The sequence below is a fragment of the Streptomyces sp. NPDC022552 genome (genome assembly GCF_055561875.1).
The window spans coordinates 15,148-41,454 of record NZ_JBVHGJ010000015.1; the positions used below are offsets into that span (position 1 = coordinate 15,148).

A 26,307-nucleotide genomic window follows, 5' to 3' on the forward strand; every position below is an offset into this window, starting at 1 on the left:
TCCCGCTGCTCCCTGATTGAGGTGCCGCCCCATGGAGCTCTCCCCTTCGGCGCACGCCGATTCCTTCTGCCGCGACCGGCTTCCCGACTTCTCCCTCTGGCCCGAACTCCACTTCGATCTACCGGAGTTGAACTATCCCGACCGGCTCAACTGCACCCGCCGCCTGCTCGACGAAGCGGTCGAGCGCTGGGGCCCCGACCGTCCCTGTCTGCTGACCCCGACCGAGCGCTGGACCTACGGCGAGCTCCAGCGGCGCGCCGATCAGGTCGCCCAGGTGCTCACCGAGGACCACGGGCTCCGGCCCGGCAACCGCGTCCTGCTGCGCGGCCCCAACAACCCCTGGCTCGTGGCCGCGTGGTTCGGCGTCCTCAAGGCCGGCGGTGTGGCCGTCACGACGATGCCGCTGCTGCGCTCGGCCGAACTCGCCGAACTGTGCGAGATCAGCAGTCCCACGGTCGCCCTGTGCGACCACCGCTACGTCGCGGAACTCGACGCCGCGGACCCGCCGGGCCCACCGGGAAGCCCCGGCCTGCCGGGCCGCCTGCCCGTCATCCCCTACGGGGGCCCCGACGCGGCTGATCTGACCGCCCTGTGCGCCACGAAGGAAGGCCGGTTCACCGCCGTCGAGACGGCCGCCGACGACGTGGCGCTGATCGCCTTCACCTCGGGCACGACGGGACGCCCCAAGGCGACCCTCCACTTCCACCGGGACGTCCTCGCCAACGCCGACACATTCTCGCGGCACGTCCTCAAGCCCGGTCCGGACGACGTCTTCACCGGCACACCGCCGCTCGCCTTCACGTTCGGCCTCGGCGGGCTCGTGGTCTTCCCGCTGCACGTGGGCGCCGCGACCCTGCTGATCGAGCAGGCCGCCCCCGAGGAGCTGGCCGAGCTGGTCTCCGCGCACGGCGTGACCGTCTTGTTCACCGCGCCCACCGCCTACCGGGCGATCATGGCCGCCGGCGCGACCGGCAAGCTGTCCGGTCTCCGTCGCTGCGTGTCGGCAGGCGAACCCCTGCCCGCCACCGTCTGGGAGGATTTCCACGCCTCCACGGGCCTGCGCATCATCGACGGCATCGGTGCCACCGAGATGCTGCACGTCTTCATCTCCGCCGCGGACGAGGACATCCGTCCCGGCTCCACGGGCCGGCCCGTCCCCGGGTACCGCGCCGCCGTGGTCGACGAGCAGGGCGATCCGGTACCGGACGGCCAGCCGGGACTGCTCGCCGTGACGGGCCCGACGGGCTGCCGCTACCTCTCCGACCCGCGGCAGACCACGTACGTCAGGAACGGCTGGAACATCACCGGCGACACCTACATACGGGATGCCGACGGGTACTTCTGGTACGTGGCCCGCAGCGACGACATGATCGTCTCCTCCGGGTACAACATCGCGGGGCCGGAGGTCGAGAAGGCCCTCGCCGCCCATCCGTACGTCGAGGACTGCGGGGTCGTCGGCGCCCCCGACGTGCGGCGCGGCATGATCGTCAAGGCGTACGTCGTCCTGCGCGACGGCACCCCGGCGGCCGAGGCCACGGCCCGGGAGCTCCAGGCTCACGTCAAGCAGGCCATCGCGCCGTACAAGTACCCCAGGGCCGTCGAGTTCGTCGCGGATCTCCCGAGGACGGCCAACGGCAAGCTCCAGCGCGGTGAGCTGCGCCAACGCGCCAGGGCCGAGGCCCGCGCCGAAGACACCCGCGCCGTACCGGCCGGCCCCGACGACACCACCCGTACGGAAGCCGCCGAAGCCCACGCATCCCGTACGACAGCCCATGCGGGCGGGGACAGTTGCGCCGCCGGGGCCGCCGAGTCGCTGGTCCCGCGTCTGCCGAGTGTCACGGTCGAGCGCCGCGTGGAGTGGCCCGACACGGACGCCGCCGGCCACTACCACCACTCCACCGTCGTGCGCTGGGTCGAGGCGGCCGAAGCCGTACTGCTGCGCCGCCTGGGCCTGTCGCACCTCTTCGGCAGTACGCCACGCGTCCACTTCGAGGCCGACTACCGCGCCCGGCTCTGGTTCGGCGAGGCGGTCCGCACCGAGCTGCGCGTCACCAAGGTCGGCACGAGCTCTCTGCACTACGCCTTCACCGTCCTCGGCGCGGAGGGGGCGGAGGCCGCGACCGGGCGCATGGTCATCGCCCACTCGGCGGCCCGGGCCACCGGAACCACCCCCTGGCCCGCGGAGGTACGCGAGGTCCTCACCATGGCGGGCCCGCAGGCCCCCGAGCTGATCACCGGAACCACAGGAGGTACCCCGTGCGCGTAGCAGTCATCGGAGGAGGGCCGGGCGGCCTGTACTTCGCGGCCCTGGCCAAGCAGCTCTCCCCGGACTGGGAGGTCACGGTCTGGGAGCGCAACGCCCCCCAAGACACGTTCGGCTTCGGGGTCGTCTTCTCCGACGAGACCCTGGACGGCATCGCGACCGCCGATCCGGTCGTCCACGCCGCCATGTCGGCGGAGTTCGCCCGCTGGAGCGACATCGACGTCCGTTACCGGGGGCAGACCCTCACCTCCGGCGGCCACGGCTTCGCCGCGCTGGGCCGCAGGAGTCTGCTGCGGATCCTCCAGGACCGCTGCGCCGACCTCGCCGTGGACGTCCGCTACCGCACCCAGGCACCGGCCGCGGAGCAGCTCTCGGCCGAGTACGACCTGGTGGTGGCGTGCGACGGCGTCCGCTCGGCCACCCGCGCCGGCTATGCCGACACGTTCGGCCCGGACCTCGACGAGCGCTCCGGCCGCTACATGTGGCTGGGCACCGACAAGGTCTTCGAGGCCTTCACCTTCATCGTGGAGGAGCGGGACTTCGGCACGCTCCAGGTGCACGCGTACCCGTACGACGACGAGCGCTCCACCTTCATCGTCGAGCTGGACGAGGACGCCTGGCGGCGCGCCGGTTTCGCGGAGTCCGCCGGCCTTGCGTACCCGCCGGGGGCGAGCGACGAGGAGAGCATCCGGCGCTGCGAGGAGATCCTCGCCGGTCACCTGGACGGCCACCGGCTCCTGCCCAACAACTCCAAGTGGCTCCGCTTCACGACGGTACGCAACCGCACCTGGCGGCACGGGAACGTGGTCCTGCTCGGCGACGCCGCCCACACGGCCCACTTCTCGATCGGCTCCGGCACCAAGCTCGCCATGGAGGACGCCCTCGCCCTCGCGGCCTGCCTGCACGAGCACCCGGGGGACATCCCGGGCGCGCTCGCCGCGTACGAGGACGAGCGCAGGCCGGTCGTGGAGTCCACCCAGCGGGCCGCGCAGGCCAGCCTCGAATGGTTCGAGAACATCGACCGGTACACCGGTCAGGACCCGCACCAGTTCGCCTTCAACCTGCTGACCCGCAGCCGCCGCGTCACGTACGACAACCTGCGCGTCCGCGACGAGGCCTTCACCACCGCCGTCAACACCACCGCACCCGTCCCGCCGATGTTCCGGCCCTTCCGCGTCGGCGGGCTGCACCTGCGCAACCGTGTCGTCGTCCCGCCCACCGCGCTCGCCACGGCCCGTGACGGCGTCCCGGGCGACTTCGACCTCGTCCATCTGAGCACCCAGGCTCTCGGCGGGGCCGGTCTGGTCGTCGCCGGCATGACCGCCGTCAGTGCCGACGCCCGCCCCGACCCGGGCTGCCCCGGTCTCTGGAACGACGAGCAGGAGGCCGCCTGGCGGCGCATCACCGGCTTCGTGCACGGCCAGAGCGACACGTGTCTCGGCGTCCAGCTCACCCACGCGGGGCGCCGCGCGGCCGCCGGACCGCTCCTTGCCGCCTCCCCGCTGCCCTGGGACGAGCAGGGGCCGGTGCCGCGCGAGGCGACGCGCGGCGACATGGATCTGGTCGTACGGGACTTCGTGCGCGCGGCCCGGCGCGCCGACCGGGCGGGTTTCGACGCCCTGGAACTCCAGTACGGGCACGGGCATCTGATGTCCGGCTTCCTCTCTCCGCTGACCAATCGGCGCACCGACGAGTACGGCGGCGATCTGGCAGGGCGGCTGCGCTTCCCGCTGGAAGTGCTGTCCGCCGTACGGGAGTCATGGCCCGCGGGCAAGGCGCTGCTGGTGCGGATCTCCGCGGCCGACTGGGCGGAGGGCGGCCTGAGCGAGGCCGACGCGGTGGGCATCGCCCGTGCCCTCGCCGAGGCGGGCGCCGACGCCATCGACGTCTCCACCGGCGAGGTCGTCCCCCACGAGCGGCCCCGCTTCGGCCGCAGCTACCAGACTCCGTACGCCGACCTGATCCGTAACGCAACCGGGGTGCCGACCATCGCCGTCGGTGCCATCTCGACGTACGACGACGTGAACTCGATCATCCTGGCCGGCCGCGCCGATCTGTGCGGGGTGGGCCGGGCCCAGCTCCACGACCCGCTGTGGACGCTGCACGCGGCCGCCGCCCAGGGCTACCGCGGGCCGGCCGCGCCCTGGGCCCCGTCGTGGCGGGCGGGCAGCGGCCGACCGCCCGCGGGCCGTACGGACCGGGTGCCGCCGCGTCTCGAACTCCTGCGGCAGCCCGTCGCGCCCGTTCATCAGCGCTGGCTGCCGCGCGTCGCCGCCGCCCGCGCCGGATCCGCCGCCCACGCGCTCGCGACGGACGGCGGGCCCGCCGAGGTCGCCGCCGCCTCCCTCGCCCACTGAAAGGGGAGAACCCCCGTGCCACATCCGCCCCTTGACGACCTGCCCCGGTTCACGGCCGCCGCCGTCCAGGCAGCGCCTGTCTACCTCGACCCCGCCGCCACCGTCGACAAGGCCGTCGCCCTGATCGCCGAGGCTGCCGGGAACGGTGCCCGACTGGTCGTGTTCCCGGAGGTGTTCGTCCCGGGATACCCGTACTGGAACTGGACGATGAACCCGGTCCAGGGCTCGCCCTGGTTCGAGCGCCTCCAGCGCGCGTCCGTCGACATCCCCGGCCCGTACGTCGACACCCTGCGCTCGGCGGCCCGCCAGTACGGCGTGGTCCTGGTCATCGGCGTCAACGAGCGTGCCGCGCACAGCCTCGGCGTCCTCTACAACACCCTGCTCACCATCGGCCCCGACGGCGACATCCTGGGCGTGCACCGCAAGTTGGTCCCGACCTGGGCCGAGAAGCTCACCTGGACCGGCGGCGACGGCAGTTCGCTGCGCGTCCACCGGACGCCCGTCGGCCCGCTCGGAGCCCTCGCCTGCGGCGAGAACACCAACACACTGGCCCGGTTCACCCTCCTCGCGCAGGGCGAACTCGTCCACGCCTCCTGCTACATCGCGCTGCCCGTCGCCCCGGCCGACTACGACATGGCGGACGCGATCGCCGTCCGCACCGCGGCCCACAGCTTCGAGGGGAAGGTCTTCTCCGTCGTCGCCTGCTCCACCGTCTCCCCGGAGATCGTCGACATGCTCGCCGGGGACGACGAGGAGCTGCGTGCCCTGTTCCAGCGGCCGCGCAGCGCGCTGTCCGGGGTCTTCGGCCCCGACGGCCGGCCCGTCACCGAGCCGCTCGTCGACGACGAGGGCATCGTCTACGGCGAGATCGACCTCGGCCGCTGCATCCAGCCCAAGCAGATGCACGACATCACCGGTCACTACAACCGCTTCGACATCTTCCGCCTCGAAGTCGACAACACCCCACGTCCGCCGGTGACGTTCACCGTGCCACCGACGGGCCCCGTGACCACCACCGCCCCTGAGGAGGACGTATGACCATCGAGCAGGACGACACGATGCTCGGCCGCGCCCGGGTCTCCGACACCCCGGAGCTCACCGCGTACTACGGCGAGCTCGAGGCGCTGGACGCCGGCGCGCTGTGGACCGTCGCCAACGACATCGAGCCCTGGTACCCGCAGCCCAGGTCCGTTCCCGTGCTGTGGCGTTACGAGGAGCTGCGGCCCCTGGTCCACAAGGCCCTCGGTCTCGTCAAGGCCGACGACGCGGGCCGCCGCGTCGTGATGCTGGTCAACCCCGGCCGCAAGGACGTCAGCGCGGCCGCCGGTCTGCTCTACACGGGTCTCCAGATCATGGGCCCGGGTGAGGCGATGACCGCCCACCGCCACCAGGCCGCCGCCCTGCGCTTCGTCCACGAGGGCACCGGCGCGTGGACGATCGTCGACGGCGAGAAGCTCAAGGTCGGCCCGCGCGACTTCGCCATCACCCCGAACGGCACCTGGCACGAACACGGCAACGACGGGACCGAAGCCCCGGTGATCTGGCAGGACGGTCTGGACATCCCCCTGGTCAACGCCCTGGACGCCGGGTTCTACGAGGTGCACCCCGACCTGCACCAGACGCCCGGGAAGGTGGTCAACTCCTCCGTCCTCACCTACTCCGGCACCCTGCTCCCGTACGGCGTGGAGAAGTGGACCCGCCCCTACTCGCCGCTCCTCGCCTACCCGTGGGAGCCGACGTACGAGGCCCTGCGCGGCCTCGCCGAGGCGACCGAGGGCTCCCCGTACGACGGGGTCATCGCCGAGTACACCAACCCGGTGACCGGCGGCTCGGTGATGCCGACCATGGGCGCCCACATGCAGCTTCTGCGCCCCGGCCAGGCCACCGCGGCCCACCGCCACACCGGCTCGGTGATCTACACCGTCGCCAAGGGCCGGGGCGCGTCGGTGATCGCCGGACGGCGCTTCGAGTGGCGGGAAGGGGACATCTTCTGCGTCCCGTCCTGGGCCTGGCACGAGCACCACAACCTCGACCCGTCCGAGGACGCCTGCCTCTTCTCCTTCAACGACTTCCCCGTCATGCGCTCGCTCGGCTTCCACCGCGAAGAGGCGTACCCCGACAACGGCGGCCACCAGCCCGTCACCGCCGACCCCGCCGTCTGACCCAGAAGGAGACCCTCCCATGCGTCTGCTGACGTTCACGACCACCACCGCCGCCGATCCCCGGCCGGGCGTCGAGACCGACGGCCACGTCCTCGATCTCACCGCCCTCGCCGCCCACGCGCGCGTGGAGCTCCCGCACGACCTGCTCGGCCTGGTCCAGGCCGGCCCGGCCGGTCTCGACGCCGCGCGCCGACTGCTCGACGGCGCGTATCCGGCCCACGCCGTCCACCGGACCGAGGACGTCCGGCTGGGCGCGCCCTTCCGGCCCGGCAAGATCATCGGGGTCGGCCTCAACTACGTCGAGCACGTCGAGGAGTCCAGCCGCAGTCTCGACACCGACAAGGAACTCCCGCCCCGTCCCGTGCTGTTCAGCAAGCCCGCCACCGCCGTCACCGGCCCGGGCGCGCCCATCCTGCACAACGCCGATCTCACCGCGCAGCTGGACTGGGAGTGCGAACTCGCCGTCGTCATCGGCCGGACGGCGTTCCGGGTGAGCGAGGAGGATGCGTACGACCACATCTTCGGCTTCAGCATCGTCAACGACATCAGCGCCCGCGACCAGCGCCGCTCCGGCCAGTGGTTCTTCTCGAAGGGGCAGGACTCGTACGCGCCCTTCGGCCCGGTGGTCGTCACCGCCGACGCGATCCCGGACCCGATGGCCCTGGACCTCTCGCTGCGCGTCAACGGCGTCACCAAGCAGAAGTCGAACACGCGGCACATGCTCTTCCCGATCGCCCGGCTGATCGCCGACATCAGCTCCGGCGTGACGCTGGAGCCCGGCGACGTGATCGCGACCGGTTCGCCCTCCGGGGTCGGGGCCGGCATGGTCCCGCCGGAGTTCCTCGCGCCCGGTGACACGGTGGAGGCCACGGTCGAGCTGATCGGCACCCTCACCAACCCCGTGGTCGACGCCCGTTGATCCCCGTCGGACACATACGTACGAGAACCGAGGAGTCACCCGTGCCGCCCCGTACCTTCCGCATCGGCCAGATCGTGCCGAGCTCGAACGTCACCATGGAGACCGAGGTCCCCGCTATCCTGCGCGCCCGCGCGGCCGTCGCGCCGGACGAGGGTTTCACCTTCCACTCGAGCCGGATGCGCATGACCCATGTGACCCCGGAACAGCTCAAGGCCATGGACGCCGACTCCGACCGCTGCGCCGTGGAACTGTCCGACGCCCGGGTCGACGTACTCGGGTACGCCTGTCTCGTCGCCATCATGAGCATGGGACCGGGCTACCACCGGGTCTCCGAGGAGCGGCTGCACCTGCGTACGGTCGAGAACGGCGCAGCCGCGCCCGTCGTCACCAGCGCGGGCGCCCTGGTCCACGGACTGAACACCATCGGTGCCAAGAGGATCGCCCTGCTCGCCCCGTACATGCGCCCCCTCACGCAGACGGTCGTGGACTACCTCACCCGGGAGGGCATCGACGTCCTCGACCACCGGGCCCTGGAGATCCCGAACAACCTGGACGTGGCCGCCCACGACCCGGCCAGGCTGCCCGGTCTCGCCCGCGCGCTCGACCACGCCGATGCCGACGCGGTCGTCCTCTCGGCCTGTGTGCAGATGCCCTCGCTCGGCGTCATCGAGGAGGCCGAACAGCTCCTGGGCAAGCCGGTCGTGTCGGCCGCCGTGTGCACGGCCCACCAGATGCTGCGCGCCCTGGGCCTGCGGGCCGAGGCCCCCGGTGCCGGACATCTGCTGTCGGGGGCGTACGCCTGACCCCCGTGGGCCCGGAGGGGGCCTCGATATGATCGCGACCGCGTACAACGGAAGGCGATCATGTCGGACAGCCCCCTCAGGCCCAGCTCGTTGATCAACACGGTCTACGGTGCGTTCCTGCGCCGCCTCGGCGGCTGGATCTCCATCGCCGACCTGATCACGCTGATGGGGGAACTGGACGTCGACGCCCCGGCGGTGCGCTCGGCGATCTCCCGGCTGAAGAAGCGCGGCGTCCTGGAACCGGATCGCCGGGGCGCCACGGGCTACCGGCTGAGCCCGGCCGTTCTTCCCGTCTTCGACGAGGGCGACCGGCGGATCTTCGCCAGCCTGGAGCCTGCCGACCTGGCGGACGGCTGGGCGATGGCGGTGTTCTCCGTACCCGAGTCGGAACGTTCGCACCGCTACCAGCTGCGCACCCGCCTGACCTGGCTCGGCTTCGGCAACATCGCCCCGGGCGTGTGGCTGGCGCCGGGCCGGCTCCTGGAGGACGCGCGGAGCATGCTCGTACGGCTCGGGCTGAGCGACTACGTCCATCTGTTCGCGGCCGAGTACGCGGCCTTCAGCGACCTGCCGGGCACGGTGAGCTCGTGGTGGGACTTCCCGGCGATCCAGACGCAGTACGCGGCGTTCACCGACACGTACGCGCCGGTGGCCGCCCGGTGGGCGGCGGCAGAGGCTGAGCCGGAGCCCGCCGAGGCCTTCCGGCACTACGTTCCGCTGCTCACCCAGTGGCGGCGTCTGCCGTACCTGGACCCGGGCCTGCCGACCGAGCTGCTGCCGGCCGACTGGAACGCGGTGGCCGCACGGCAGGTCTTCCAGCAGCTGCACGGCATTCTCCTCGACCCGAGCCTGCGGCACGTCGCCGAGGTCACGGGGCTGAGGGACTGACGTCACGGTCCTGAGGGGCTGAGGGGCTCAGGCCCGCGCGAACGCGCCGGGGCTGGTGTCGGCGTTTCGGCCAACAGTGCGTACCGGCATGCCCGTTGCGCGGCCGGGGTCGGTGCATCCGGCACCGTCCGACGCGCGCGATTCCGGGGTCGCGGTCCGTCCGAAAAACAGGCGTTCGAAATCCGGGCGGGGTCGTGGAGCCGGGTGACCCAGCCGCGACCGCCAAGGGGGACCCCGTTGACCTCGGTCAGTACGCAAGAAGAGCCGCCCGCCCCGTACTCGCCCGGGCGGCGGAGGTCACGATGGGTTCGCCCTCCGGGAGGGCGAGCGGCGGGGCCGGGTTGTCCGGACCGTGCGATCGCATGCCGGACCTCTTCCCGTCGCCGTGCGACCGGCGCCGTACGCTCTACGGGTGACCCTGCGCGCTCTTCACGACCGATCCGTCCTGGCCGACCGCTTCGACCGGGATCCGGCGATGCACCTGATGGAGCTCGGCGATCTCGACGATCTGCTGTGGCCGCACACCAGTTGGTACACCGTGTCGCGGAGCGGCCCGGTCGCGCTCCTCTACGCGGTCGGCGACATTCCCACCCTGCTCGCCTTCTCCCGTCCCGGGGAAGCGGCGGAGCTGGAGGAGCTCGCGGGCGCGCTGCTGCCCGTCCTTCCCCGTCGCTTCTTCGGCCATCTGACCGGAGAGGCCGCCAAGGTGCTGGAGTCCGTGTACGAGGTGAAGCGGCACGGTGTCCTGCTGCGGATGGCCCTCACCGATCCCGGTCCCACCGCTGCCCACCCCGACGGCCCGTGGCAGCCCGCCCCGCTGGACCCGGGTGACCTGCCGGAGCTTCTGGAGCTGTTCGCGCAGGCGTATCCGGGCAACTGGTTCGACGACCGGATGCTGGACACCGGGCAGTACATGGGAGCCCGGCGGGACGGACGGCTGGTCGCCGTCGCCGGGGTGCACGTCTACTCGCCCGCGTACCGCGTCGCCGCCATCGGGAACGTCACCACCCACCCCGAGCTGCGCGGGCAGGGCGCGGGCGGAGCATGCGTGGCCGCGTTGTGCCGGCGGCTCGGAAGGTCCGTCGACCACATCGGGCTGAATGTCAGGGCGGACAACGCCACGGCCGTGGGGCTCTACCGGCGGCTCGGCTTCTCCGACGTCACGGAGTTCACCGAGGCCACGTTCACGGCGCTCCCGCACGGCGCGGCCGGCTGACCCCCCGGCGGCGGCCCCGGAGTCACCGCGCTCCCTGACGACCCGACGCCAACGTCTTCGTGAGGTACCCACCACCCACGATCAGGGCCGCACCCAGCCACCACACGTTGCTGTCGAAGATCAGGACCGCGATTCCGATGGGGACGAGCAGCCCCGCCAGCGGCAGGAGCATCCCCGCCAGGTGCGGTGGCTCGGGCGCTGAACTGTCCGCCGCGTGCCGGGCACGGGCACGTACGACGTCCGGGTACCACTCGGTGAAGCGGAGGGCGGCCATGATGGCCAGGATCTGGATGATCCACCCGGTCCAGATGTTGTTCGGGTTGTGCAGGACCAGGTCGCCGTACGCGCCCGCGATGGCGGCGACCAGGAAGGCCAGCCCCCACACTCCGGTGATGACGTAGTTGGCCCGCACGAAGGTGGGCGTGTGCCAGTAGGAGGGATCGACCTGTTCCCGCGCGTACTGGAGGGTGAAGGGCGTGCGGAACGCCATGGAGCCGAACGCGATCAGGACGAGGGCGAGGTTGGACACCTCACCCGCGTACGTCTCCAGCCAGTGCAGCGTGCCTTCGCTCGCGAGGATGCCGACGACGGCCAGCACGGCGAAGAACACCATGTCGGCGAGTTCCAGCAGCTTCCAGGAGGTGCCCCGGTTGACGATCCGCCCGGCCGTGACGAGCACGATCGTCGTGGCCAGGGCGAGCGCGACCGCGATCTCGAACCGACCGGGTCCGACGAGCAGCGAGAACACGATCCACGGCGCCATCCCGACGACCGGGTTCTCCAGGAAACCGGCGACAGCACCGCGATGCGTGGTGGGTGTCTCGGTCTTCACCTTTCCAGGTTGCGCGCCGCGGGCCGACGGGTCCATTCGGGAGATCGGAACCGGCGGCGACAGACTCGTGTTCTCCGGTCAGCACACGACTCGGACGGCGACGGCCGGGACCGCCGCCCCTGACGTCCACCGCTGCGCCCCTCTGACGAAGGAGACCACCATCATGCAGACCAGCGGCACCTGGCTTCCGCCCGAGGAGTACGCCAAGACCCTGCCGAAGGCGACCGTCTTCGGTTCGGTGTTCTTCACCGACGAGCACGACCACCCGGTCCACCTGCGGGCCGTCTACACGACGGCTCACCCGTGGCAGTGGCCCGGCGGGGTGACCGAGGACGGAGAGCGTCCGTGGGAGACCGCCGTACGGGAGTGCGAGGAGGAGACCGGGCTGATCGTTCCAGGACCTCCCCGGCTCCTGGCGGCGGTGTTCGGGCTGCCGGGGGCCGAATGGCCTTATGCCACGGCCGGGTTCGTCTTCGACGGCGGCCGGCTCTCCGCTCGGCGGCTGGCAGGCATCCGACTCGCCCCGGAGGAGCACGACGAGGTCCGCGCACTGCCCCTGACGGAGTGGCAGTCGCTCATGCCGGCCCAGGACTTCGCCCGCCTGACGGCCGTGATGGACGCGCGGCGCACGGGCGCGACGGCGTACTTCGGCTCGTGGGACTGGGAGGCCTAGCGCGCCGGTCGGCCACGGCGGTCGCGTCGACGCTCACATCGGTCCGTGCGCTCCACGGACCGGGTGCGGCGTCTCCGGCGCCGCCGCGGGACAGGCCGATGTGGCCCGACGCTGCCGCCGTCCCGTTCCACCACCCAGGAGCCGACGAACGCGGACGGCGTGAGCCGTGTCCGTGCTTGTCGGGCGCCAGGCGCTTGCACAGCGACTTCGGCGGCAGGGGGCCTCAGGCCGCGTTCGGCGTGGCGGCCAGGCTCTGCTTGACGTACCGGGTGGTGTCGTCGGCGAGGATCTCGGTCAGGCCCGCCTCGATGCCGAGCAGGGCCTGGGCGGCGACCTCGGCCGGATCGGTCTTCTGCTCGGCGGGGACAGCCGCGGCCATGTCGGTGTCCATGTAGGCCACGTGGAGCGCGGAGACGGTGATGCCGCGCGGCGCCAGTTCCTCCCGGGCCGCGCCGGTCAGCGCCCATGCCGCGGCCTTCGCCGCCGCGTAGGACCCGAGGCCGGCCGGATGGAGCCAGGACAGCACGGACAGGACGTTGAGCACGGAGCCGCCGCCGTTGCGCTCGATGACGGGAGCGAAGGCCCGTGTCACGGCGAGCGGGCCGAAGAAGTTCGTCTCCATCTCCCGGCGCACCGCGTCCAGGTCGCCCGCGATAAGCGGTGTGGAGGTGGAGATGCCCGCGTTGTTGACGAGCAGCGTCGCGTCGGACGCGATGCCGGCGGCGGAGCGGATCGACTCCGCGTCCGTCACGTCCAGCTGGAGCGGAACAGCACCTGGCAGGTCGACCGTCTCGGGACGGCGGGCGGCCGCGTACACCTTCGCTCCGCGCTGGAGGAGCTGCTCGGCCAGATGCCGGCCCAGCCCCCGGTTGGCGCCCGTGACCACGGCGACGGAGTCCTTGAGTTCCATGTCTGTACTCCTGGCGTTGCGGGTCGGGCAGCGGCCGACCGCGATTTGGATGATGGTCATAATCTAAAGCGGGTGTAGGATAGATGTCAACCGACATCCAATAGGGAGGTGGCTGATGGGCCGCGTGTCGCAGGCGCAAGCCGAGGAGAACCGCAGGCGGGTCGTGGAGACCGCCTCCCGGATGTTCCGTGAGCAGGGAACACAGGTCAGCGTGGCCGACCTGATGAAGGCAGCCGGATTGACCCACGGCGGCTTCTACAAGCAGTTCGCCTCCAAGGAGGCGCTCGTCGACGAAGCCACCGCCCACGCCTTCGACGAGCTCACACGGCGCCGCACTGCCGGACTTGAGCAGCACGCCGGACAGCGGGAGGCCGCCCAGCGGGCACTGATCGACGTCTACCTCTCCCCCGCACACCGGGACAACGCGGCGGAGGGCTGCCCGGCCGCCGCCCTCGCCACCGACATGGCGCGGGACCCCGGAGACCGCGAGGCCCACCGCGTCTACGGCGAGGGCGTGGCCGACTTCGCCGAGTGGCTCGCCACCGACGACCAGGACGGCATGACCCGCCTGTGCATGATGGTCGGCGCCCTCGTCCTGTCCCGCGCCACCGCCGGCTCTCCACTCTCGGAGGAGATCCTCACCACCGTTCACGCGTCGCTGACAGCGCCACGCTGAGCTCCGCTGCGGCCCGAAGTCGAGTCGCCGGCACCGGTCTTGGTGAGTACGCGTACTCACGTGCGGTCCGTCGGACGGGACGGAAGCTGTGCGCATGCACCGCGAACGGGAGCTGGACGCCCGTGACTGGTGCGCGGGCGTCCGGCACGAGCAGCGCATCACCGTGGCGCTCTCGGATCTGGCGGATCCCACCCCCGCCACGGTGCGGAAGATCCTCAACGATCTCGGCTACATCGACGAGCGCATCCACGGCCTCGAGCAGTCCGATGCGACCACACGCTTCCTCCTCGACCTGCGCATGAACGGCGGCCGGCTCTGCGTGGACGGCTCGGCCGGCGGTGAGGAGCCCGCAATCGAGAAGTGCGTCGCGCCCGCGACCGGCCCCTTCGTCCCGCCCCGGCGGGAGCAGTGACGGCTCCCGTCCCGCCAGGACGAACCGGGCCCCGGGGAGCGAATCCCCGGGGCCCGACCGGCTGCCACAGGCGCTAGTGGGAGGCGTCCGGGATCCAGGAGCCGTGGATGCCGCCCGTCACCCGGCGCGGGAGGTGGACCGTGGCGATGCGGTCGAGGCCGGAGGCGTCCAGGACCAGGAGTTGGGACGCGTCCTGCTTCAGGTCCGAGACGACCGTGAGCAGATAGCCGTCGTCCTCGCGGGTGCCCCCGTCCGCCGGGACGAAGACCGCCTCGCTGGGCAGGCGCGCGTCGCCGGCCTCGTGGATCCGGCGGGCGCCGGTGGCGCGGTCGTACTTGACGATGCCGTAGCCGCCGCGGCCCTGCTGGTCGGGGAAGGAGACGGCGTACTGGTAGCGGTGCTCGGCACCGAGGAAGTCCTCGTTCAGCGTGGGGAACTCCACGGCCAGGTCGTCGACGACCCGCTCGTCGACGCTGCCGGCAGCCAGGTCGATGATCCAACGGCGGGTGTACGAGCGGGTGTTGGGCTCGGTGCCACGGCCCGGGGCGCCGACCCACCAGTTCCAGGAGAGCTGGAACCCCTCGCGGTCGACGGTGGGCCCCTCCAGGACGATGCGGCCCTTGGCGTCCTCGTAGGCGTTGGCGGCGTGGAGCATGCTCCCGGGAGCGACGGGGAACCAGCGGATCTTGCCCGCGCCGTCCGCGCCCCGGGGCATGACGCCGATGCGGGCCGGCTGGTCGTCCTTCCAGGCGTACGGGATCCCGGAGTGCTCGGTGGCGTCGAAGGTGACGGAGCCCTCGACGAAGACGACGTGGTGTCGGGTGACGGCGAAGTCGTGCTTCAGGGCAGGGCTCGCGCCGGGGACCTCGGCGGTGTGGGTGATCTCGCCCTGCGCGTCGGCGACGTAGTACGTGAGGAACGGCGGGAAGGGTGAGGAGCCGAAGAAGTGCAGTTCGCCCGTGACCGGGTCGGTCTTGGGGTGTGCGGTCATCGCACCGCGCAGCGTGCCGCCGAAGTCGTAGGCGCCGACGGTGTCCAGGTCGCGGGTGAGCTCGAAGGGGAGGTTGGCCTCACACAGGGCCAGGAGGCGTCCGGCGTGCTCGATGACGTGTGTGCCGGCCGTGCTGGCGGTCAGGTCCGGGCCCCGCTCGGTCATGTAGGGCGCGCCGTCGAGGGCGGGGGTGTGCACCCACCGGTTGCGGTACCACTCGGCGCGGCCCTCGCGGAGGCGGATGCCGTGGACCATGCCGCTGCCCTTGAACCAGTGGGTGGGCGTGACGCCGGGCCTGGGGTTGTGGCTGTTGCGGATCAGCCGGCCGGTCAGCTCCGGCGGCAGGGCGCCCTCGACGGTCAGCCCGGTGGCGGTGATCTCGTCCACGGCCGGGGTGTAGTGGCCGATCAGGTAGGGCTTCTCGGTGGTCATGGCAGGAGCCTCGATTCCGTGACGGGGGAGGGTGCGGGTGGCGGTGGATCCGGGAGTCAGACGGTCTGCTCGGCGCGTGCCTTCAGCGCTGCGAGCCAGGCGGTCAGCGACGCGTTCAGGGCCTGGCCGAGCTCCTCGGTGGCGGCGTCGACGGGGGCGCCGCTCCAGGACTCCTCGGTGTGCACGGTGGTGATCCGGCTTCCGGTCCGCTCGAAGGTCCAGACGTGGATGCCCTCGATGCCGTGGGCGGGCCCGCCCCAGACCAGGCGCTCGCCGGGGACGATCTCGTGGACGGTGGAGGTGATGTCCATCCCGTGGGTCGTCCAGGTGAAGGAGTGGCCGGGCAGCAGCGGGCCCTCGAGCTCGGCCCGGTCGATGTCCGCGTTCCAGTCGGCCCAGGCGTCGATGCCGGTGTGCAGGGCCCAGACGCGCTCCAGCGGGGCGTCGATCACGGTGGACAGACGGACGATGACGGGCGCGGTCTCGTCGATGGTGAACATGGCGTGCGTTCCTCTCGGTTGGTGGGGTGCTGCACGGATGCGTGACGTCGGGAGGGTCAGCGGCTGCCGTTGGTCACGGGGCGGGCCGCGGGCCCGGCCTCGCCGGGCCGGTACGTACGGCGGCGGGCGAGGACCAGAGCGAGGACGGCGGCGGCCGCGAGGACCGCGGCGGAGATGCCGAAGGCGGTGCGGTAGCCGGCGGTCAGCGCTTCCAGGTGTGGCTGGTGGGCGGCCGTCGCGTGGCCGGTGGTGGCGCCGGCCAGTGTGGCCAGGACGGCGAGTCCGACCGCTCCCCCGACCTGGCGTGTGGTGTTGACCAGACCGCCGGCCAGACCCGCGTCCTGCTGCGGAACGCCCTCGACGGACAGGGAGGTCAGCTGGACGAAGGCGATGCTCAGGCCCAGACCGATCAGGATGCTGGGGCCGAGGACGTCGGCGAGGTAGCTGCCGTGGGCACCGATACGGGCCAGCCACAGCAGTCCGGCCGCCTCCGCCAGGAGTGCGCCGGTGACCGTCGCGGTGGAGCCGACACGGCGGGAGATCCGTGGCGCGAGCGCGGAGCCGAGCATGATGGCGGCGGCCGGCGGGAGTTGCCCGGCTCCGGTGGCCAGGGGGCCGAGGCCGAGGACCTGCTGTTGGTAGAGGGGCAGGAAGAAGAACAGCGCGATCCACACCGAACCCAGCAGCGCCATCAGCACATTGCCGGCGGCGACCCGTCCGGTGCGGAACAGGAGGGGCGGCAGCAGCGGGTTCGGGTGCCGGCGCTCGACCACGACGAACGCGGTGAGCAGGACGGCGGCCAGGGCGAAGGCTCCGAGGACCGTGGGGTCCGTCCAGCCCGAGCTGCGGGCCGACGTCAGGCCCCACACGAGGGCGGTGAGCGCCAGGGTGACGGCTGTGGTGCCCAGCAGGTCGAAGCGTCCGCTCTCCGCGACCGGGGTGCGCGGCACGGTCGCGGCAGCGGCGGCCAGGACGACGAGCGCGCCGATGGCCACCGCGTGGAAGATCCACGGCCAGCCCCAGACCTGCGTCAGGATCCCGCCGAGGAGGACTCCGGCCGCGCCGCCGGCCCCGGACACCGCTCCCCACACTCCCCACGCGCGGCCTCGGCCGGAGCCTGGTGGGAACAGTCCCGCCACCAGGGCCAGTGCCGCGGGGGCGATCGCCGCCGCGCCCAGCCCCTGCACGGCGCGCGCCGCGATCAGTACGGTCGGCGAGGTGGCCAGGCCCGCCGCCGCCGAGGAGACCGCGAAGACCGCCAGCCCTGCGAGCAGGACCCGGCGGCGGCCCAGGAGGTCGGCCGCGCGGCCTCCCGCCAGCAGCAGTGCCCCGAAGGCGAGGCCGTAGGCGTTGACCACCCATGTGGTGCCGTTGTCGGACAGTCCCGCACCGGCGCGGATCTGAGGCAGGGCGACGTTCACGATCGAGGTCGCCAGCATGACGGTGAACTGCGCGGCGGCCAGGGCCGCGAGAGCGGCTCCGCGGCCGCGGCGGATGGTGTCGGTGGACTTCACGATTCCCCCTGTGTGGTTGACCACTCACACGTGACGCCCAAGAAAGGGCGGGGCCATGTGCCCCGCCTGCCTGCCCGGTGCGCCGTGGCGACGGGCGTCAGTAGTGCCGGATACCGGCCGCAAGCGTCCGGGTCCAGGGCGCGTCGACCTCGTCGGCGCCCATGGAGACGATGAGATGACAGAGCATGCCGATCGCGAAGAACTCCTGCACCTGCGCCTCGGTTCCGCCGGAGGCGCCGCGTACGTACTCGACCAGCCGGGCGTAGCCCTGCCGGACCGTCTCGCGCACCGCCGGCTCGGACACCGCCGCCGCCTGGGCGTGGAGCTGGATCAGCATCAGGTCGTTGTTGCTGATGAGCTGGGCATAGGCGTCCCCCATGGCCTTCAGGACCACCTCCGCCGAACTGCCCTGCGCCTCGGCCGCGGCCTGCTCCAGGCTCGCCCGCACCCGTACGAAGCAGTGCTCGACCACGGCGGTGAACAGAAGCTCCTTGCTCGGGAAGAGGCGGTAGACGTACGCCTGCGAGATGCCGGCCGCCTTGGCCACCTCGGTGGTGGTGGTGCCCCAGTAGCCTCGGGCGGCGAAGGCGCCGATGGCGGTGCGCAGCACCGTCTCGCGGCGCTCTTCGGCGGTGGACAACTGACGGGGGCGTTCGCTCTTCATGTGAGTACTCAATCACTCACACTTTTGGGTGTCAACCCTCAAACCGCCCGCACCCCGCTCAGCGTGGCGTAGACGACGGTGTTCGCCGGGTAGCCGGTGCCCTCGGACCAGGCGCCTCCGCAGGTGATCAACCGCAGTTCCGGGCGCCCGGAGTCGCCGTAGACCTTGTCGTCGGGGAACCGGCCCTTCGCGTGCTCCTCGACCGCGTCGACCGAGAAGAGGGCGGTACGTCCGTCCCCGCGGTCGACCGCGATCTCGGCACCCCGCTCCAGGGCGCCGAGCTGGTGGAAGACGGCGGGGCCCGCGGGGGTGTCCACGTGTCCTGCCACGACCGCCGTCCCGAGCGAGCCGGGCGCGGTGCCGTCGGCGTACCAGCCGGCCAAGGCGGGGGCCGTCGCGGGCGGAGGCTGCAGCGCCCCCTTCGCGTCCAGCTCCAGACGCATCAGGAACGCGTCGACCCCGATGGCCGGAATCCGGATCCGTACGGGATCCGAGGCGGGCAGCGGTTCGGGGGCGGGGCGTTCGCGGGCGCCGTGCTCGGCGGTCCGCTCGGCGGTCTGCCGGGTCTGTGCCGTCGGGCGCGGGGGGTCGTCGTCGCGCATCGCGTCGGCGAGCAGCAGAGTTCCGGCGAGCGCGGCCCAGGCGAGCATCCTGACCGGTGGGGTGGAGCGCGGCGGCGGGCCGGCGGGCGTCCTCCTGGGGTCTTTCCTCATGGTGGTGGTGCCTTCGTTCGGCGCCGGAACACCTCCGTCCCCGGGCCCCCTCGCGGGGCCGGGGACGGAGGTACGGTGCGGACACACGGCCGGCCGGGGCCCACGATCGGGTCACCCGGCTTACCGTCAGGCCGACGTCCTGCCGGCCGCGGTGCGCCGGTGCAGGACGACCGCCCCGCCCGCGACGGCACCGCCCAGCAGCAGCCAGCCGAGGCCGAACTCCGTCTCCTTGTCGGCGGACCCTCCGAAGCCGGCGTCGACGGGACCGTTCGGGCGGCCGGAGATCTGATAGGTGGAGGTCAGCTTCGTCCGCGGCGGGCACTTGAGGGTCACGGTGTCCGTGCCGGAGGCGGCGTTCTCCGGCACCTGGAACTCGCCCACCAGGACACCCTTCCGTTCGCCCGGGAAGAGGTGGAACTGCCCGGCGAGCGCCGACTCGCCCTTGCCGTAGGTCTCCTGGCCACAGGCCGTGGTGCTGACGGTGACGGTGGTGCCCGGGGACACCTTCCCCGGGGTGATGCGGACGTTCGCCGTCGCTTCACCGACGGCGGACTCCCCCTCGGCGGCTGAGGCCACGGGGGCGGACAGGGTGAGGGCGCCGATGATCAGCGCGAGCGCGGGGCCGGTACGTGCGAGACGCATGGTTTCTCCTTCGACGGAGCAGTTCTCGGCCGGCGAGTCTGCGCGGCACCTGTGCTGTGCTCCGTGCACGAGGCAAGCGCCAGCCCCCGAGCACCGCAACGCGAGCGAGGTGCGCGCGTGTCCCCCGGTCGGCGGCTTGATCGTCGTCTGTCGCCCCGTCACCGCAGGTCACGGTGGCGGACCCGGCGCGGCGAGAACGACAGCGTCCAGCGGGCGAACGGGCTAGCCCCGCCCCGGGGCGGGGTGGTCGGATCACCCGGCCCGGCCGACGTTCGGGGGAAGGGCTGCCCAGCCGGGTGATCAGCGGTGGCGGGCCGGAACACCCCCTCATAGCTTCGGCATATGACCAAACGACAGATCGCCTACCTGGCATGCACCGTGGCTCTTGTGACCTCGGGGCTGGGAGCCGCCGCCCCGACGGCCGAGCACCGTACCGTGCACCGGGTCAAGCCCGGCGAATCGATCCAGCAAGCCGTGGACGCCGCGAAGCCGGGGGACACCGTCGTCCTCTCTCCCGGCACCTACCGTGAGAGCGTCCGCATCACCACCTCGAACGTGACCCTGCGGGGCTCGACCGTCTTCCCCACCGTCCTCGTCCCCGACGCGGCCGACACCGACGTGTGCGCCAAGGCGGGCCACGGCATCTGCGTGACCGGCACGGACGGCAACCCCGTCGAGGGCGTCACCGTACGCTCCCTGACGGTCCGGGGCTTCGCCAAGAACGGCCTGTGGGCGTCGCGTACCGACCGCCTGAAGGTCCACAGGGTGACCGCCGAGAAGAACGGCAACTGGGGCATCGCCCAGGAGCGGTCCGTACGCAGCGTGCTGAGCCACAACATCGCCCGGGACAACGCCGACGCCGGTCTCTTCGTGTCCAACACCACCGACACGGAGGCGGGAGCCGTCGACGCCCAGGGGACGGTGATCACCCGCAACCGTGTGTCCGGCAACCGGATCGGCGTCACGGTACGGCGCCTGAGGAACCTGACCGTCGACCGCAACGAGGCGACCGGGAACTGCGCCGCGGTGTTCGTGGTGGGCGACGAGTCCACCCCGCGCGCCGGGGCCATGAGCCTGCGCCGGAACTACATCCACTCCAACAACAAGCACTGCCCCAAGACCCCCCGGCTGCCCTTCCTGCAGGGCTCGGGAATCGTCCTCACCGGCGCCGAGGAGACGCTGGTGGCGAAGAACAGGATCGAGGACAACGTGGGCGCCTCGCCGCTGTCCGGCGGCATCGTGCTGTTCAAAAGCTTCGTCGGCGCCCTCAACGAACGCAACGAGATCCGCGACAACGTCGTACTCCGCAACGGCTCGGCCGACCTGGCCAACCGGGACACCGGCAAGGGCAACACCTTCAGCGGCAACACCTGTGAGGTCTCGGAGCCCGCGGGCATGTGCTGAACGGTCGGCTCCGCTCCCCCACCCACGGCACGACAGCACAGACAAGGCGACAGATGACGACTGTTGATCCGGCTCCCCCGCCGCCCATGCGGCTGAGGGAGCTCGTATTCGGGGCGGCGTGCGCCGCCGCCGTACGCGCGGCCGCCCGTCTCGGTGTGGCGGACGCCCTGGACGACACGCCCATGACCGTCGAGGACCTGGCGGCGGCGGTGAAGACCCAGCCGCGGACACTGCGCCGGCTCCTGCGCGCGCTGTCCTGCCAGGGCGTCTTCACGGAGCAACCCGACGGCACCTTCGCCCACACGGAGATGTCCCGGCTGCTGCGCGAGGACGATCCGCACAGCCTGCGGTACATCGCGCTGTGGTGCACCGAGCCGTGGACGTGGGACGTCTGGCCCAAGCTCGACGAGGCGGTCCGCTCCGGCCGTAACGTCTTCGAGGAGGTGTACGAGAGGGAGTTCTTCACCTATCTCAACGAAGAGGCCCCCGAGTCCGCGTACGTCTTCAACCGGGCCATGACGACGTCGAGCCGGCAGTCCGCGCAGGACGTGGCCGACCTGCTCGACCTGGAGGGGGTGGCCTCGGTCGCGGACATCGGCGGCGGTCAGGGGCACGTCCTGGCGAGTCTGCTGGAGCGGCACCCCACTCTGCACGGCACGCTGCTCGATCTGCCGGGTGTGGTGGAGAACGCCGATCCCCGGCTGCGGGACGCGAGCGCGCTGGGCTCCCGGGTCCGTGTCGTGGCCGGGGACTGCCGCGAGGACATCCCGGTCCAGGCGGACGTGTACATCATCAAGAACATCCTGGAGTGGGACGACGACAGCACCCGCAGGGCGCTGGCCAACGTCCGGAAGGCGGCCCGGCCCGGCGCTCGCGTCGTCGTGATCGAGAACCTCGTGGACGACACTCCCTCGATGAGGTTCACCACGGCCATGGACCTGCTGCTGCTCCTCAACGTCGGCGGTGCGAAGCACACCCGGCAGAGCATGGTCGACCGGCTGACGGACGCGGGGCTGGTGATCGACGAGATCCGCCCGGTCAACGCGTACCTCCACGCCTTCGAGTGCACCGTTCCCGCCTGACGGGAAGACCGAGAACCCGAGGCCGCCCGCTCCGCGTCGTTCGCGGGGCGGGCGGCCTCGGGTTTCTCTGCCGTGCGTACGCTCGGGAGTTCAGGAACGGGCGTCCGCCTCCCAGCGGTAGAAGCACTGCGCCATGGCGTCCTTGGGGCTGCGCCAGGTCGCCGGGTCGTACGCGCTGACGTACGCCGACAGCTTCTCGCTGGTGTCCCGGAACTCCGGGTGGCCGGCGAGCTTCGCGATGGCCGGCGCCGGGTCCTGCTCGGCCTCGATGAGGTGCAGGTACACGTCGCCGAACTGGAAGAGGCGACGGCGGGTGACGCCGACCAGGTGCGGGAGTTCGCCGCGGTCGGAGGCGGCGAACACGTCGGCGATCGCCGGCGCCGAACCGGGCGCCATGCGGGCGACGATCAGGGCGTGGTGCATCGAGCGTCCTTCCTCATGTGGGGGTGCGGGTCGGGCGGGTGCCGGTCCCGCGGTCAGCCGGGCAGGACCGAGGCGCTCCGGCGGTCGCGGGCGACCTGCTCGATACGGTCCCGGATCAGGGACATCTGGGTGCGCGAGTTGCGGTTGATGTTGTCGGTCATCCAGTCGTCGTCGACCGGAGCCTCGGGCTTCATCGCGAAGTCCTGCACCCAGCGCATGTGGACACCGGCCGGCGTCTCCTCGTACTCCCACCGGATGTCCATGTGGGCGAAGGGGCCGGTCTCGACGCGGCGGGCACGGACGGTCCGCTTCGGGCGGTCGACGGTGCGCTCCGACACCCAGCTCCAGACCTTCCCGTTCTCGTCCGGGTGCATGGTCAGGCGGAAGGTGGTGGAGTCGCCCTCCCGGGAGAGCACCTCGACGGAGGCGTACTCGCTGAAGAGGTTGGGCCAGTTCTCGATGTCGTTGGTGATGTCCCAGACGAGGTCGAGCGGAGCGTCGATGGTGATGCTGTTGTCGGTGTGTCCGGACACGTCAGACTCCCGTCTTGAGGGTGGTGTTGACCAGGTCGACGAACTCGGCGGGCGTCTTGCAGCGCTCCGCGTCGGTGGGCAGCGCCACGCTGTACCGGTTCTCCAGCTCGCCGACGATGCCGAGCAGGCCGAGCGAGTCGAGGCCGATGGTGTTGAAGGGCGCGTCCGGCGCCTTCGCGAGTTCCTTGGGGTCGACCGTGACTCCGGCGGCCTGCTTCATCAATGTGGCGAGCTCGTCGAAGGTCAGTGCGGTGGTGATCATGTGTGTTCTCCTTCCCGCCCGGTCCTACCGGGCGGAGTCGCCGCCGCGGCGCACGACCAGCGCCGCGTTGGATCCCATGAGTCCCCTGCTGAGGACGAGGGCCGTGCGCAGCTCGGCGGGGCGAGCGCGGGACATCACCAGATCGAGGTCGTGGCAGATGTCGAACACGTTGGGGGTGGGGGGCACCAGGCCGTGTTCCATGGCGAGCACGGCGGCCGCGGTGTCGAGGACGGGAGCCCCGCAGTAGGCACGGCCGATCCCGGTCTTGGGCGCCGTGACGGGTACGCGGGCGGCGTGCGCTCCCAGGGCGTCGGCGATGGCCAGCGCTTCGGCGCGGTCCGCCTCCGGTACACCCAGGGCGTCGGCGAACACGACGTCGATCTCCTCGGGGGCGCAGTCGGCCTCGTCGAGGGCGCCCCGGATCGCGCGCGCGAGTCCCTCGCGGGACTCCTCCCAGCGGGAGGCGCCGGTGAAGGTGGCGGCATGGCCGGCCACCACGGCCCGGACGGCCGCCCCCCGGTCGCGGGCGCGGGCCTCGTCCTCCACGACGAGCATGGCGCCGCCCTCGGCCGGGACGAAGCCGCAGGCTCCGGCGGTGAAGGGCCGGTAGGCACGGTCCGGCTCCTCGACGGTGCTGAGCTCGGGGTAGCCGAGCTGGCACACCATCGAGTACGGGGCGAGGGGCGCCTCGGCGGCGCCGACGATCACCGCGCCCGTGCCGCGCCGTACGGCCCGGGCGGCGTGGGCGAGGGCGTCCAGGCCGCCGGCCTCGTCGCTCGCGACCACTCCGCAGGGGCCCTTGAAGCCGCTCCGGATGGAGATCTGGCCGGTGCTCGCCGCGTAGAACCAGGCGATGGACTGGTACGGGCCGACGAACTTGGATCCCTGACCCCAGAGCTTCTGCAGCTCCCGCTGGCCGAACTCGCCGCCGCCGGACCCGGCCGCGGTGACCACCCCGATGGAGAAGGGCTCCTCCGGGTCGTCCCGGGCGATCCCGGCGTCGTCGAGGGCCAGGGAGGCCGCTGCCATGGCGTAGTGGCTGAAGCGGTCGGTCTGGACGAGGAAGCGCTCCTCGATCAGGGCCGAGGCGTCGAAGCCCCGTACCTCGCCCGCGACCTTCAGCGGCAGCTGGTCGCATCCCTCGCGGGTGATCCTGTCCAGGACGCCGAGGCCTTCCCGGACGGACTTCCAGTACGCGTCCGCGTGCTGTCCGTTGGGAGCGATCACACCGATCCCGGTGACGACCGCCCGCCGTGGGCGCTCAGTGCTCATCGTGACCTCCCACCCGGCCCGGTCAGCAGGACCGCGGACTGGAAGCCGCCGAATCCGCTGCCGACGGAGAGGACGTTCCTCAGCTTCCGTGGGCGGGCGGTGCGCGGCACGTAGTCCAGGTCGCACTCGGGGTCGGGGGTCTCGTAGTTCGCCGTCGGAGGTACCACCTGGTGTTGCAGCGCGAGGACGCAGGCGACGACCTCGATCGCGCCGATCGCGCCGAGGGAGTGCCCCACCATGGATTTGATGGAGCTCATGGGCGTGTCGTAGGCGTGCGCGCCCAGGGAACGCTTCACGGCGGCGGTCTCGTGCCGGTCGTTCTGCCGGGTGCCCGAGCCGTGCGCGTTGACGTAGTCGATCAGGGTGGGGTCGAGCCGGGCCTGGTCCAGCGTGGTGTCGATCGCCCGGGCCATTTCGAGCCCTTCGCTGGTCAGACCGGTCATGTGGTAGGCGTTGCCGTACGTGGCGTAGCCGCTGATCTCGCAGTACACGTGCGCACCGCGGGCCCTGGCGTGCTCGTACTCCTCCAGGACGAGGACCGCCGCGCCCTCGCCCATGACGAACCCGTTGCGGTGGTCGTCGAAGGGCCGGGAGGCGTGCTCGGGGTCGTCGTTGTCGGGTGACGTCGCCTTGATGGCGTCGAAGCAGGCCATGGTGATCGGCGATATCGGTGAGTCGGACGCACCGGCGATGCAGACGTCCGCCCGGCCTTCCTCGATGGTGTGGAAGGCGTAGCCGACGGCGTCGAGGCCGGAGGTGCAGCCCGTGGAGACGGTCTGCACGGGGCCGCGGGCGCCGAACTGTTCGGCGACGACGGAGGCGAGCGTGCTCGGCGAGAACGCCATGTGCAGCTTCGGGTCGGCCACGCGGTGGTCCACGTCCCACCGCCGGCCGCCCTCGCTGACGAGGACGTAGTCGTGTTCGAGCCGGGTGGTGCCGCCGACGGCGCTGCCCAGGGAGACGGCGACGCGCCAGGGGTCTTCGGTGCCGGTGTCGAGGCCGGAGTCGCGTACGGCTTCATCGGCGGCGACGACGGCGAACTGGATGTACCGGTCGGCGTGTTGGCTCAGCTCCGGGTCCAGGCCGTGTGCCATCGGGTCGAAGTCGCACTCGGCGGCTATGCGGGAGCGCAGGCCGGTCGGATCGAACAGGGTGATGCCGCGGGTCGCGGTACGGCCGTTGGCGAGGAGGTCCCAGAACGCCTTCGCTCCGGTGCCGCCCGGAGCGACCACACCGATACCGGTGACGGCCACTCGCCGGGTCACTCGATGGCCCCGCTTCGCTCGGACACCTGTGCCGGGTCGCCCACGGTCAGGTGCGGGCCCGCGGCGGCGAGCTGCGCCTCGTCGGTGACCTCCGTGTCGACGTGGCCGAGGCTCGGACGCGGCGCGAGCGGGCCGAGGTGGAAGACCATGCGGGCCTCGACGTCGCCGACGTTGCGGAAGCGGTGCCGCACGTCGATGGGGATCAGGAGCCCGTGGTCGGGCTGGAGCGCGTACGTCTCACCGTCCAGATCGACTTCGAGCGCGCCCGAGACGACGTACACGAACTCCTCGGAGTACGGGTGGTAGTGCTCACCGATGCGCTCGCCGGGTTGGACGATGGCCAGGCCCATGAAGCCGCTGGTGGAACCCACGGTGGCCGGCGTGAGCATGGCCCGCAGGTCACCTCCGCGCCTGCGGTTGGGTTCCGTCTCGCTCAGGGTGACGATGCGAGGGTGCTGCTTGAGCATGGTTGTTACCTCCGAGTGTGGCAGTGACGTGC

The 26,307-nt window shown here is 71.8% G+C and carries 27 protein-coding genes and 1 pseudogene; 14 read left to right on the plus strand and 14 right to left on the minus strand.

Going from position 1 to position 26,307, the window contains the following annotated elements:
* Nucleotides 1-31: 31 nt before the first annotated feature.
* The 9 genes and pseudogenes from ACZ3OF_RS29895 to ACZ3OF_RS29935 form a co-directional block, all read left to right on the plus strand.
* Nucleotides 32-1,660, plus strand: a pseudogene (locus ACZ3OF_RS29895) (AMP-binding protein); the annotation flags it as partial.
* Nucleotides 1,655-2,266, plus strand: a complete 612-nt coding sequence (locus tag ACZ3OF_RS29900; protein ID WP_467308014.1) for an acyl-CoA thioesterase — start codon at nt 1,655-1,657, stop codon at nt 2,264-2,266. The pseudogene ACZ3OF_RS29895 and the gene ACZ3OF_RS29900, both read left to right, overlap by 6 nt.
* Nucleotides 2,257-4,620 (plus strand): oxidoreductase, encoded by a 2,364-nt coding sequence (locus ACZ3OF_RS29905; protein ID WP_467307860.1) that lies wholly within the window; start codon nt 2,257-2,259, stop codon nt 4,618-4,620. The genes ACZ3OF_RS29900 and ACZ3OF_RS29905 overlap by 10 nt, the downstream gene beginning before the upstream one ends.
* A 15-nt stretch (nt 4,621-4,635) precedes the next feature.
* Nucleotides 4,636-5,658: a carbon-nitrogen hydrolase family protein gene (locus ACZ3OF_RS29910; RefSeq protein WP_361676218.1), complete on the plus strand. Its 1,023-nt coding sequence runs from the start codon at nt 4,636-4,638 to the stop codon at nt 5,656-5,658.
* Complete coding sequence (locus ACZ3OF_RS29915) at nt 5,655-6,782, plus strand: cupin domain-containing protein (protein ID WP_361676215.1); 1,128 nt, start codon at nt 5,655-5,657, stop codon at nt 6,780-6,782. Before ACZ3OF_RS29910 ends, ACZ3OF_RS29915 begins: the two co-directional genes overlap by 4 nt.
* Before the next feature lie 19 nt (nt 6,783-6,801).
* Nucleotides 6,802-7,701 (plus strand): fumarylacetoacetate hydrolase family protein, encoded by a 900-nt coding sequence (locus tag ACZ3OF_RS29920; RefSeq protein WP_361676212.1) that lies wholly within the window; start codon nt 6,802-6,804, stop codon nt 7,699-7,701.
* Between the two features lie 95 nt (nt 7,702-7,796).
* Nucleotides 7,797-8,504 (plus strand): maleate cis-trans isomerase family protein, encoded by a 708-nt coding sequence (locus ACZ3OF_RS29925; RefSeq protein WP_361676285.1) that lies wholly within the window; start codon nt 7,797-7,799, stop codon nt 8,502-8,504.
* Nucleotides 8,505-8,564: 60 nt separating this feature from the next.
* Nucleotides 8,565-9,392 carry a PaaX family transcriptional regulator gene (locus ACZ3OF_RS29930; protein WP_467307864.1) on the plus strand — a complete coding sequence of 276 codons (828 nt, stop codon included), beginning with the start codon at nt 8,565-8,567 and terminating at the stop codon, nt 9,390-9,392.
* A gap of 412 nt (nt 9,393-9,804) precedes the next feature.
* Complete coding sequence (locus ACZ3OF_RS29935) at nt 9,805-10,608, plus strand: GNAT family N-acetyltransferase (RefSeq protein WP_361676207.1); 804 nt, start codon at nt 9,805-9,807, stop codon at nt 10,606-10,608.
* A gap of 22 nt (nt 10,609-10,630) precedes the next feature.
* Here the strand turns inward: ACZ3OF_RS29935 and ACZ3OF_RS29940 are convergent, their stop codons facing one another.
* Nucleotides 10,631-11,440, minus strand: coding sequence for a hypothetical protein (locus ACZ3OF_RS29940; RefSeq protein WP_361676204.1), 810 nt, complete (start codon nt 11,438-11,440; stop codon nt 10,631-10,633).
* A 163-nt stretch (nt 11,441-11,603) separates the two neighbouring features.
* Here ACZ3OF_RS29940 and ACZ3OF_RS29945 point away from each other — a divergent pair, with 163 nt between their 5' ends.
* A complete protein-coding gene (locus ACZ3OF_RS29945) occupies nt 11,604-12,113 on the plus strand; it encodes an NUDIX domain-containing protein (RefSeq protein WP_467307867.1) in 510 nt (169 codons plus the stop codon).
* Between the two features lie 223 nt (nt 12,114-12,336).
* Here the strand turns inward: ACZ3OF_RS29945 and ACZ3OF_RS29950 are convergent, their stop codons facing one another.
* Entirely contained in the window at nt 12,337-13,023 is a 687-nt protein-coding gene (locus ACZ3OF_RS29950; protein WP_361676282.1) for an SDR family oxidoreductase, read from the minus strand.
* A 115-nt stretch (nt 13,024-13,138) separates the two neighbouring features.
* On the opposite strand from ACZ3OF_RS29950, the gene ACZ3OF_RS29955 reads away from it, so the two are divergent.
* Both ACZ3OF_RS29955 and ACZ3OF_RS29960 read left to right on the plus strand, forming a co-directional pair.
* Nucleotides 13,139-13,699 (plus strand): TetR/AcrR family transcriptional regulator, encoded by a 561-nt coding sequence (locus ACZ3OF_RS29955; protein WP_361676198.1) that lies wholly within the window; start codon nt 13,139-13,141, stop codon nt 13,697-13,699.
* A gap of 94 nt (nt 13,700-13,793) precedes the next feature.
* Nucleotides 13,794-14,111 (plus strand): hypothetical protein, encoded by a 318-nt coding sequence (locus tag ACZ3OF_RS29960; protein WP_361676195.1) that lies wholly within the window; start codon nt 13,794-13,796, stop codon nt 14,109-14,111.
* Between the two features lie 73 nt (nt 14,112-14,184).
* On the opposite strand, the gene ACZ3OF_RS29965 is transcribed toward ACZ3OF_RS29960, so the two are convergent.
* The 6 genes from ACZ3OF_RS29965 to ACZ3OF_RS29990 form a co-directional block, all read right to left on the minus strand.
* A complete protein-coding gene (locus ACZ3OF_RS29965) occupies nt 14,185-15,534 on the minus strand; it encodes a carotenoid oxygenase family protein (RefSeq protein WP_467307871.1) in 1,350 nt (449 codons plus the stop codon).
* Nucleotides 15,535-15,590: 56 nt separating this feature from the next.
* A complete protein-coding gene (locus ACZ3OF_RS29970; protein ID WP_361676190.1) occupies nt 15,591-16,034 on the minus strand; it encodes an SRPBCC family protein in 444 nt (147 codons plus the stop codon).
* Nucleotides 16,035-16,090: 56 nt separating this feature from the next.
* Nucleotides 16,091-17,548, minus strand: a complete 1,458-nt coding sequence (locus ACZ3OF_RS29975; protein WP_467307874.1) for an MFS transporter — start codon at nt 17,546-17,548, stop codon at nt 16,091-16,093.
* A 97-nt stretch (nt 17,549-17,645) separates the two neighbouring features.
* Nucleotides 17,646-18,212, minus strand: coding sequence for a TetR/AcrR family transcriptional regulator (locus tag ACZ3OF_RS29980; protein WP_361676184.1), 567 nt, complete (start codon nt 18,210-18,212; stop codon nt 17,646-17,648).
* Between the two features lie 38 nt (nt 18,213-18,250).
* The gene (locus tag ACZ3OF_RS29985; RefSeq protein ID WP_467307877.1) at nt 18,251-18,925 is read right to left on the minus strand and encodes a class F sortase; all 675 of its coding nucleotides are present in this window, start codon (nt 18,923-18,925) and stop codon (nt 18,251-18,253) included.
* Between the two features lie 126 nt (nt 18,926-19,051).
* Nucleotides 19,052-19,567 carry a sortase gene (locus tag ACZ3OF_RS29990; protein ID WP_361676178.1) on the minus strand — a complete coding sequence of 172 codons (516 nt, stop codon included), beginning with the start codon at nt 19,565-19,567 and terminating at the stop codon, nt 19,052-19,054.
* 342 nt (nt 19,568-19,909) lie between these two features.
* On the opposite strand from ACZ3OF_RS29990, the gene ACZ3OF_RS29995 reads away from it, so the two are divergent.
* Together ACZ3OF_RS29995 and ACZ3OF_RS30000 are read left to right on the plus strand one after the other, a co-directional pair.
* Nucleotides 19,910-20,971 carry a right-handed parallel beta-helix repeat-containing protein gene (locus ACZ3OF_RS29995; RefSeq protein ID WP_467307879.1) on the plus strand — a complete coding sequence of 354 codons (1,062 nt, stop codon included), beginning with the start codon at nt 19,910-19,912 and terminating at the stop codon, nt 20,969-20,971.
* Between the two features lie 53 nt (nt 20,972-21,024).
* Nucleotides 21,025-22,053 (plus strand): methyltransferase, encoded by a 1,029-nt coding sequence (locus tag ACZ3OF_RS30000; protein ID WP_361676172.1) that lies wholly within the window; start codon nt 21,025-21,027, stop codon nt 22,051-22,053.
* Nucleotides 22,054-22,143: 90 nt separating this feature from the next.
* On the opposite strand, the gene ACZ3OF_RS30005 is transcribed toward ACZ3OF_RS30000, so the two are convergent.
* Genes ACZ3OF_RS30005 through ACZ3OF_RS30030 form a run of 6 tightly spaced genes read right to left on the minus strand, consistent with a single transcriptional unit; the run spans nt 22,144 to nt 26,275 of the window.
* Nucleotides 22,144-22,476, minus strand: coding sequence for a TcmI family type II polyketide cyclase (locus ACZ3OF_RS30005; RefSeq protein ID WP_361676169.1), 333 nt, complete (start codon nt 22,474-22,476; stop codon nt 22,144-22,146).
* Nucleotides 22,477-22,529: 53 nt separating this feature from the next.
* The gene (locus tag ACZ3OF_RS30010; protein ID WP_361431956.1) at nt 22,530-23,009 is read right to left on the minus strand and encodes an SRPBCC family protein; all 480 of its coding nucleotides are present in this window, start codon (nt 23,007-23,009) and stop codon (nt 22,530-22,532) included.
* Nucleotide 23,010: 1 nt separating this feature from the next.
* The gene (locus ACZ3OF_RS30015; protein WP_361608814.1) at nt 23,011-23,271 is read right to left on the minus strand and encodes an acyl carrier protein; all 261 of its coding nucleotides are present in this window, start codon (nt 23,269-23,271) and stop codon (nt 23,011-23,013) included.
* A 24-nt stretch (nt 23,272-23,295) separates the two neighbouring features.
* Nucleotides 23,296-24,543: a ketosynthase chain-length factor gene (locus ACZ3OF_RS30020; protein WP_361676166.1), complete on the minus strand. Its 1,248-nt coding sequence runs from the start codon at nt 24,541-24,543 to the stop codon at nt 23,296-23,298.
* The gene (locus ACZ3OF_RS30025; protein WP_361676163.1) at nt 24,540-25,808 is read right to left on the minus strand and encodes a beta-ketoacyl-[acyl-carrier-protein] synthase family protein; all 1,269 of its coding nucleotides are present in this window, start codon (nt 25,806-25,808) and stop codon (nt 24,540-24,542) included. Before ACZ3OF_RS30025 ends, ACZ3OF_RS30020 begins: the two co-directional genes overlap by 4 nt.
* Nucleotides 25,805-26,275 (minus strand): cupin domain-containing protein, encoded by a 471-nt coding sequence (locus ACZ3OF_RS30030; RefSeq protein ID WP_361676160.1) that lies wholly within the window; start codon nt 26,273-26,275, stop codon nt 25,805-25,807. The genes ACZ3OF_RS30025 and ACZ3OF_RS30030 overlap by 4 nt, the downstream gene beginning before the upstream one ends.
* Nucleotides 26,276-26,307 lie beyond the last annotated feature (32 nt).

Coding starts and splice junctions, on each gene's coding strand:
- ACZ3OF_RS29915 (WP_361676215.1), top strand. CDS start 5,655: ATGACCATCGAGCAGGACGACACGATGCTCGGCCGCGCCCGGGTCTCC.
- ACZ3OF_RS29920 (WP_361676212.1), top strand. CDS start 6,802: ATGCGTCTGCTGACGTTCACGACCACCACCGCCGCCGATCCCCGGCCG.
- ACZ3OF_RS29925 (WP_361676285.1), top strand. CDS start 7,797: ATGGAGACCGAGGTCCCCGCTATCCTGCGCGCCCGCGCGGCCGTCGCG.
- ACZ3OF_RS29930 (WP_467307864.1), top strand. CDS start 8,565: ATGTCGGACAGCCCCCTCAGGCCCAGCTCGTTGATCAACACGGTCTAC.
- ACZ3OF_RS29945 (WP_467307867.1), top strand. CDS start 11,604: ATGCAGACCAGCGGCACCTGGCTTCCGCCCGAGGAGTACGCCAAGACC.
- ACZ3OF_RS29950 (WP_361676282.1), bottom strand. CDS start 13,023: ATGGAACTCAAGGACTCCGTCGCCGTGGTCACGGGCGCCAACCGGGGG.
- ACZ3OF_RS29955 (WP_361676198.1), top strand. CDS start 13,139: ATGGGCCGCGTGTCGCAGGCGCAAGCCGAGGAGAACCGCAGGCGGGTC.
- ACZ3OF_RS29960 (WP_361676195.1), top strand. CDS start 13,794: ATGCACCGCGAACGGGAGCTGGACGCCCGTGACTGGTGCGCGGGCGTC.
- ACZ3OF_RS29965 (WP_467307871.1), bottom strand. CDS start 15,534: ATGACCACCGAGAAGCCCTACCTGATCGGCCACTACACCCCGGCCGTG.
- ACZ3OF_RS29970 (WP_361676190.1), bottom strand. CDS start 16,034: ATGTTCACCATCGACGAGACCGCGCCCGTCATCGTCCGTCTGTCCACC.
- ACZ3OF_RS29980 (WP_361676184.1), bottom strand. CDS start 18,212: ATGAAGAGCGAACGCCCCCGTCAGTTGTCCACCGCCGAAGAGCGCCGC.
- ACZ3OF_RS29985 (WP_467307877.1), bottom strand. CDS start 18,925: ATGAGGAAAGACCCCAGGAGGACGCCCGCCGGCCCGCCGCCGCGCTCC.
- ACZ3OF_RS29990 (WP_361676178.1), bottom strand. CDS start 19,567: ATGCGTCTCGCACGTACCGGCCCCGCGCTCGCGCTGATCATCGGCGCC.
- ACZ3OF_RS29995 (WP_467307879.1), top strand. CDS start 19,910: ATGACCAAACGACAGATCGCCTACCTGGCATGCACCGTGGCTCTTGTG.
- ACZ3OF_RS30000 (WP_361676172.1), top strand. CDS start 21,025: ATGACGACTGTTGATCCGGCTCCCCCGCCGCCCATGCGGCTGAGGGAG.
- ACZ3OF_RS30005 (WP_361676169.1), bottom strand. CDS start 22,476: ATGCACCACGCCCTGATCGTCGCCCGCATGGCGCCCGGTTCGGCGCCG.
- ACZ3OF_RS30015 (WP_361608814.1), bottom strand. CDS start 23,271: ATGATCACCACCGCACTGACCTTCGACGAGCTCGCCACATTGATGAAG.
- ACZ3OF_RS30020 (WP_361676166.1), bottom strand. CDS start 24,543: ATGAGCACTGAGCGCCCACGGCGGGCGGTCGTCACCGGGATCGGTGTG.
- ACZ3OF_RS30030 (WP_361676160.1), bottom strand. CDS start 26,275: ATGCTCAAGCAGCACCCTCGCATCGTCACCCTGAGCGAGACGGAACCC.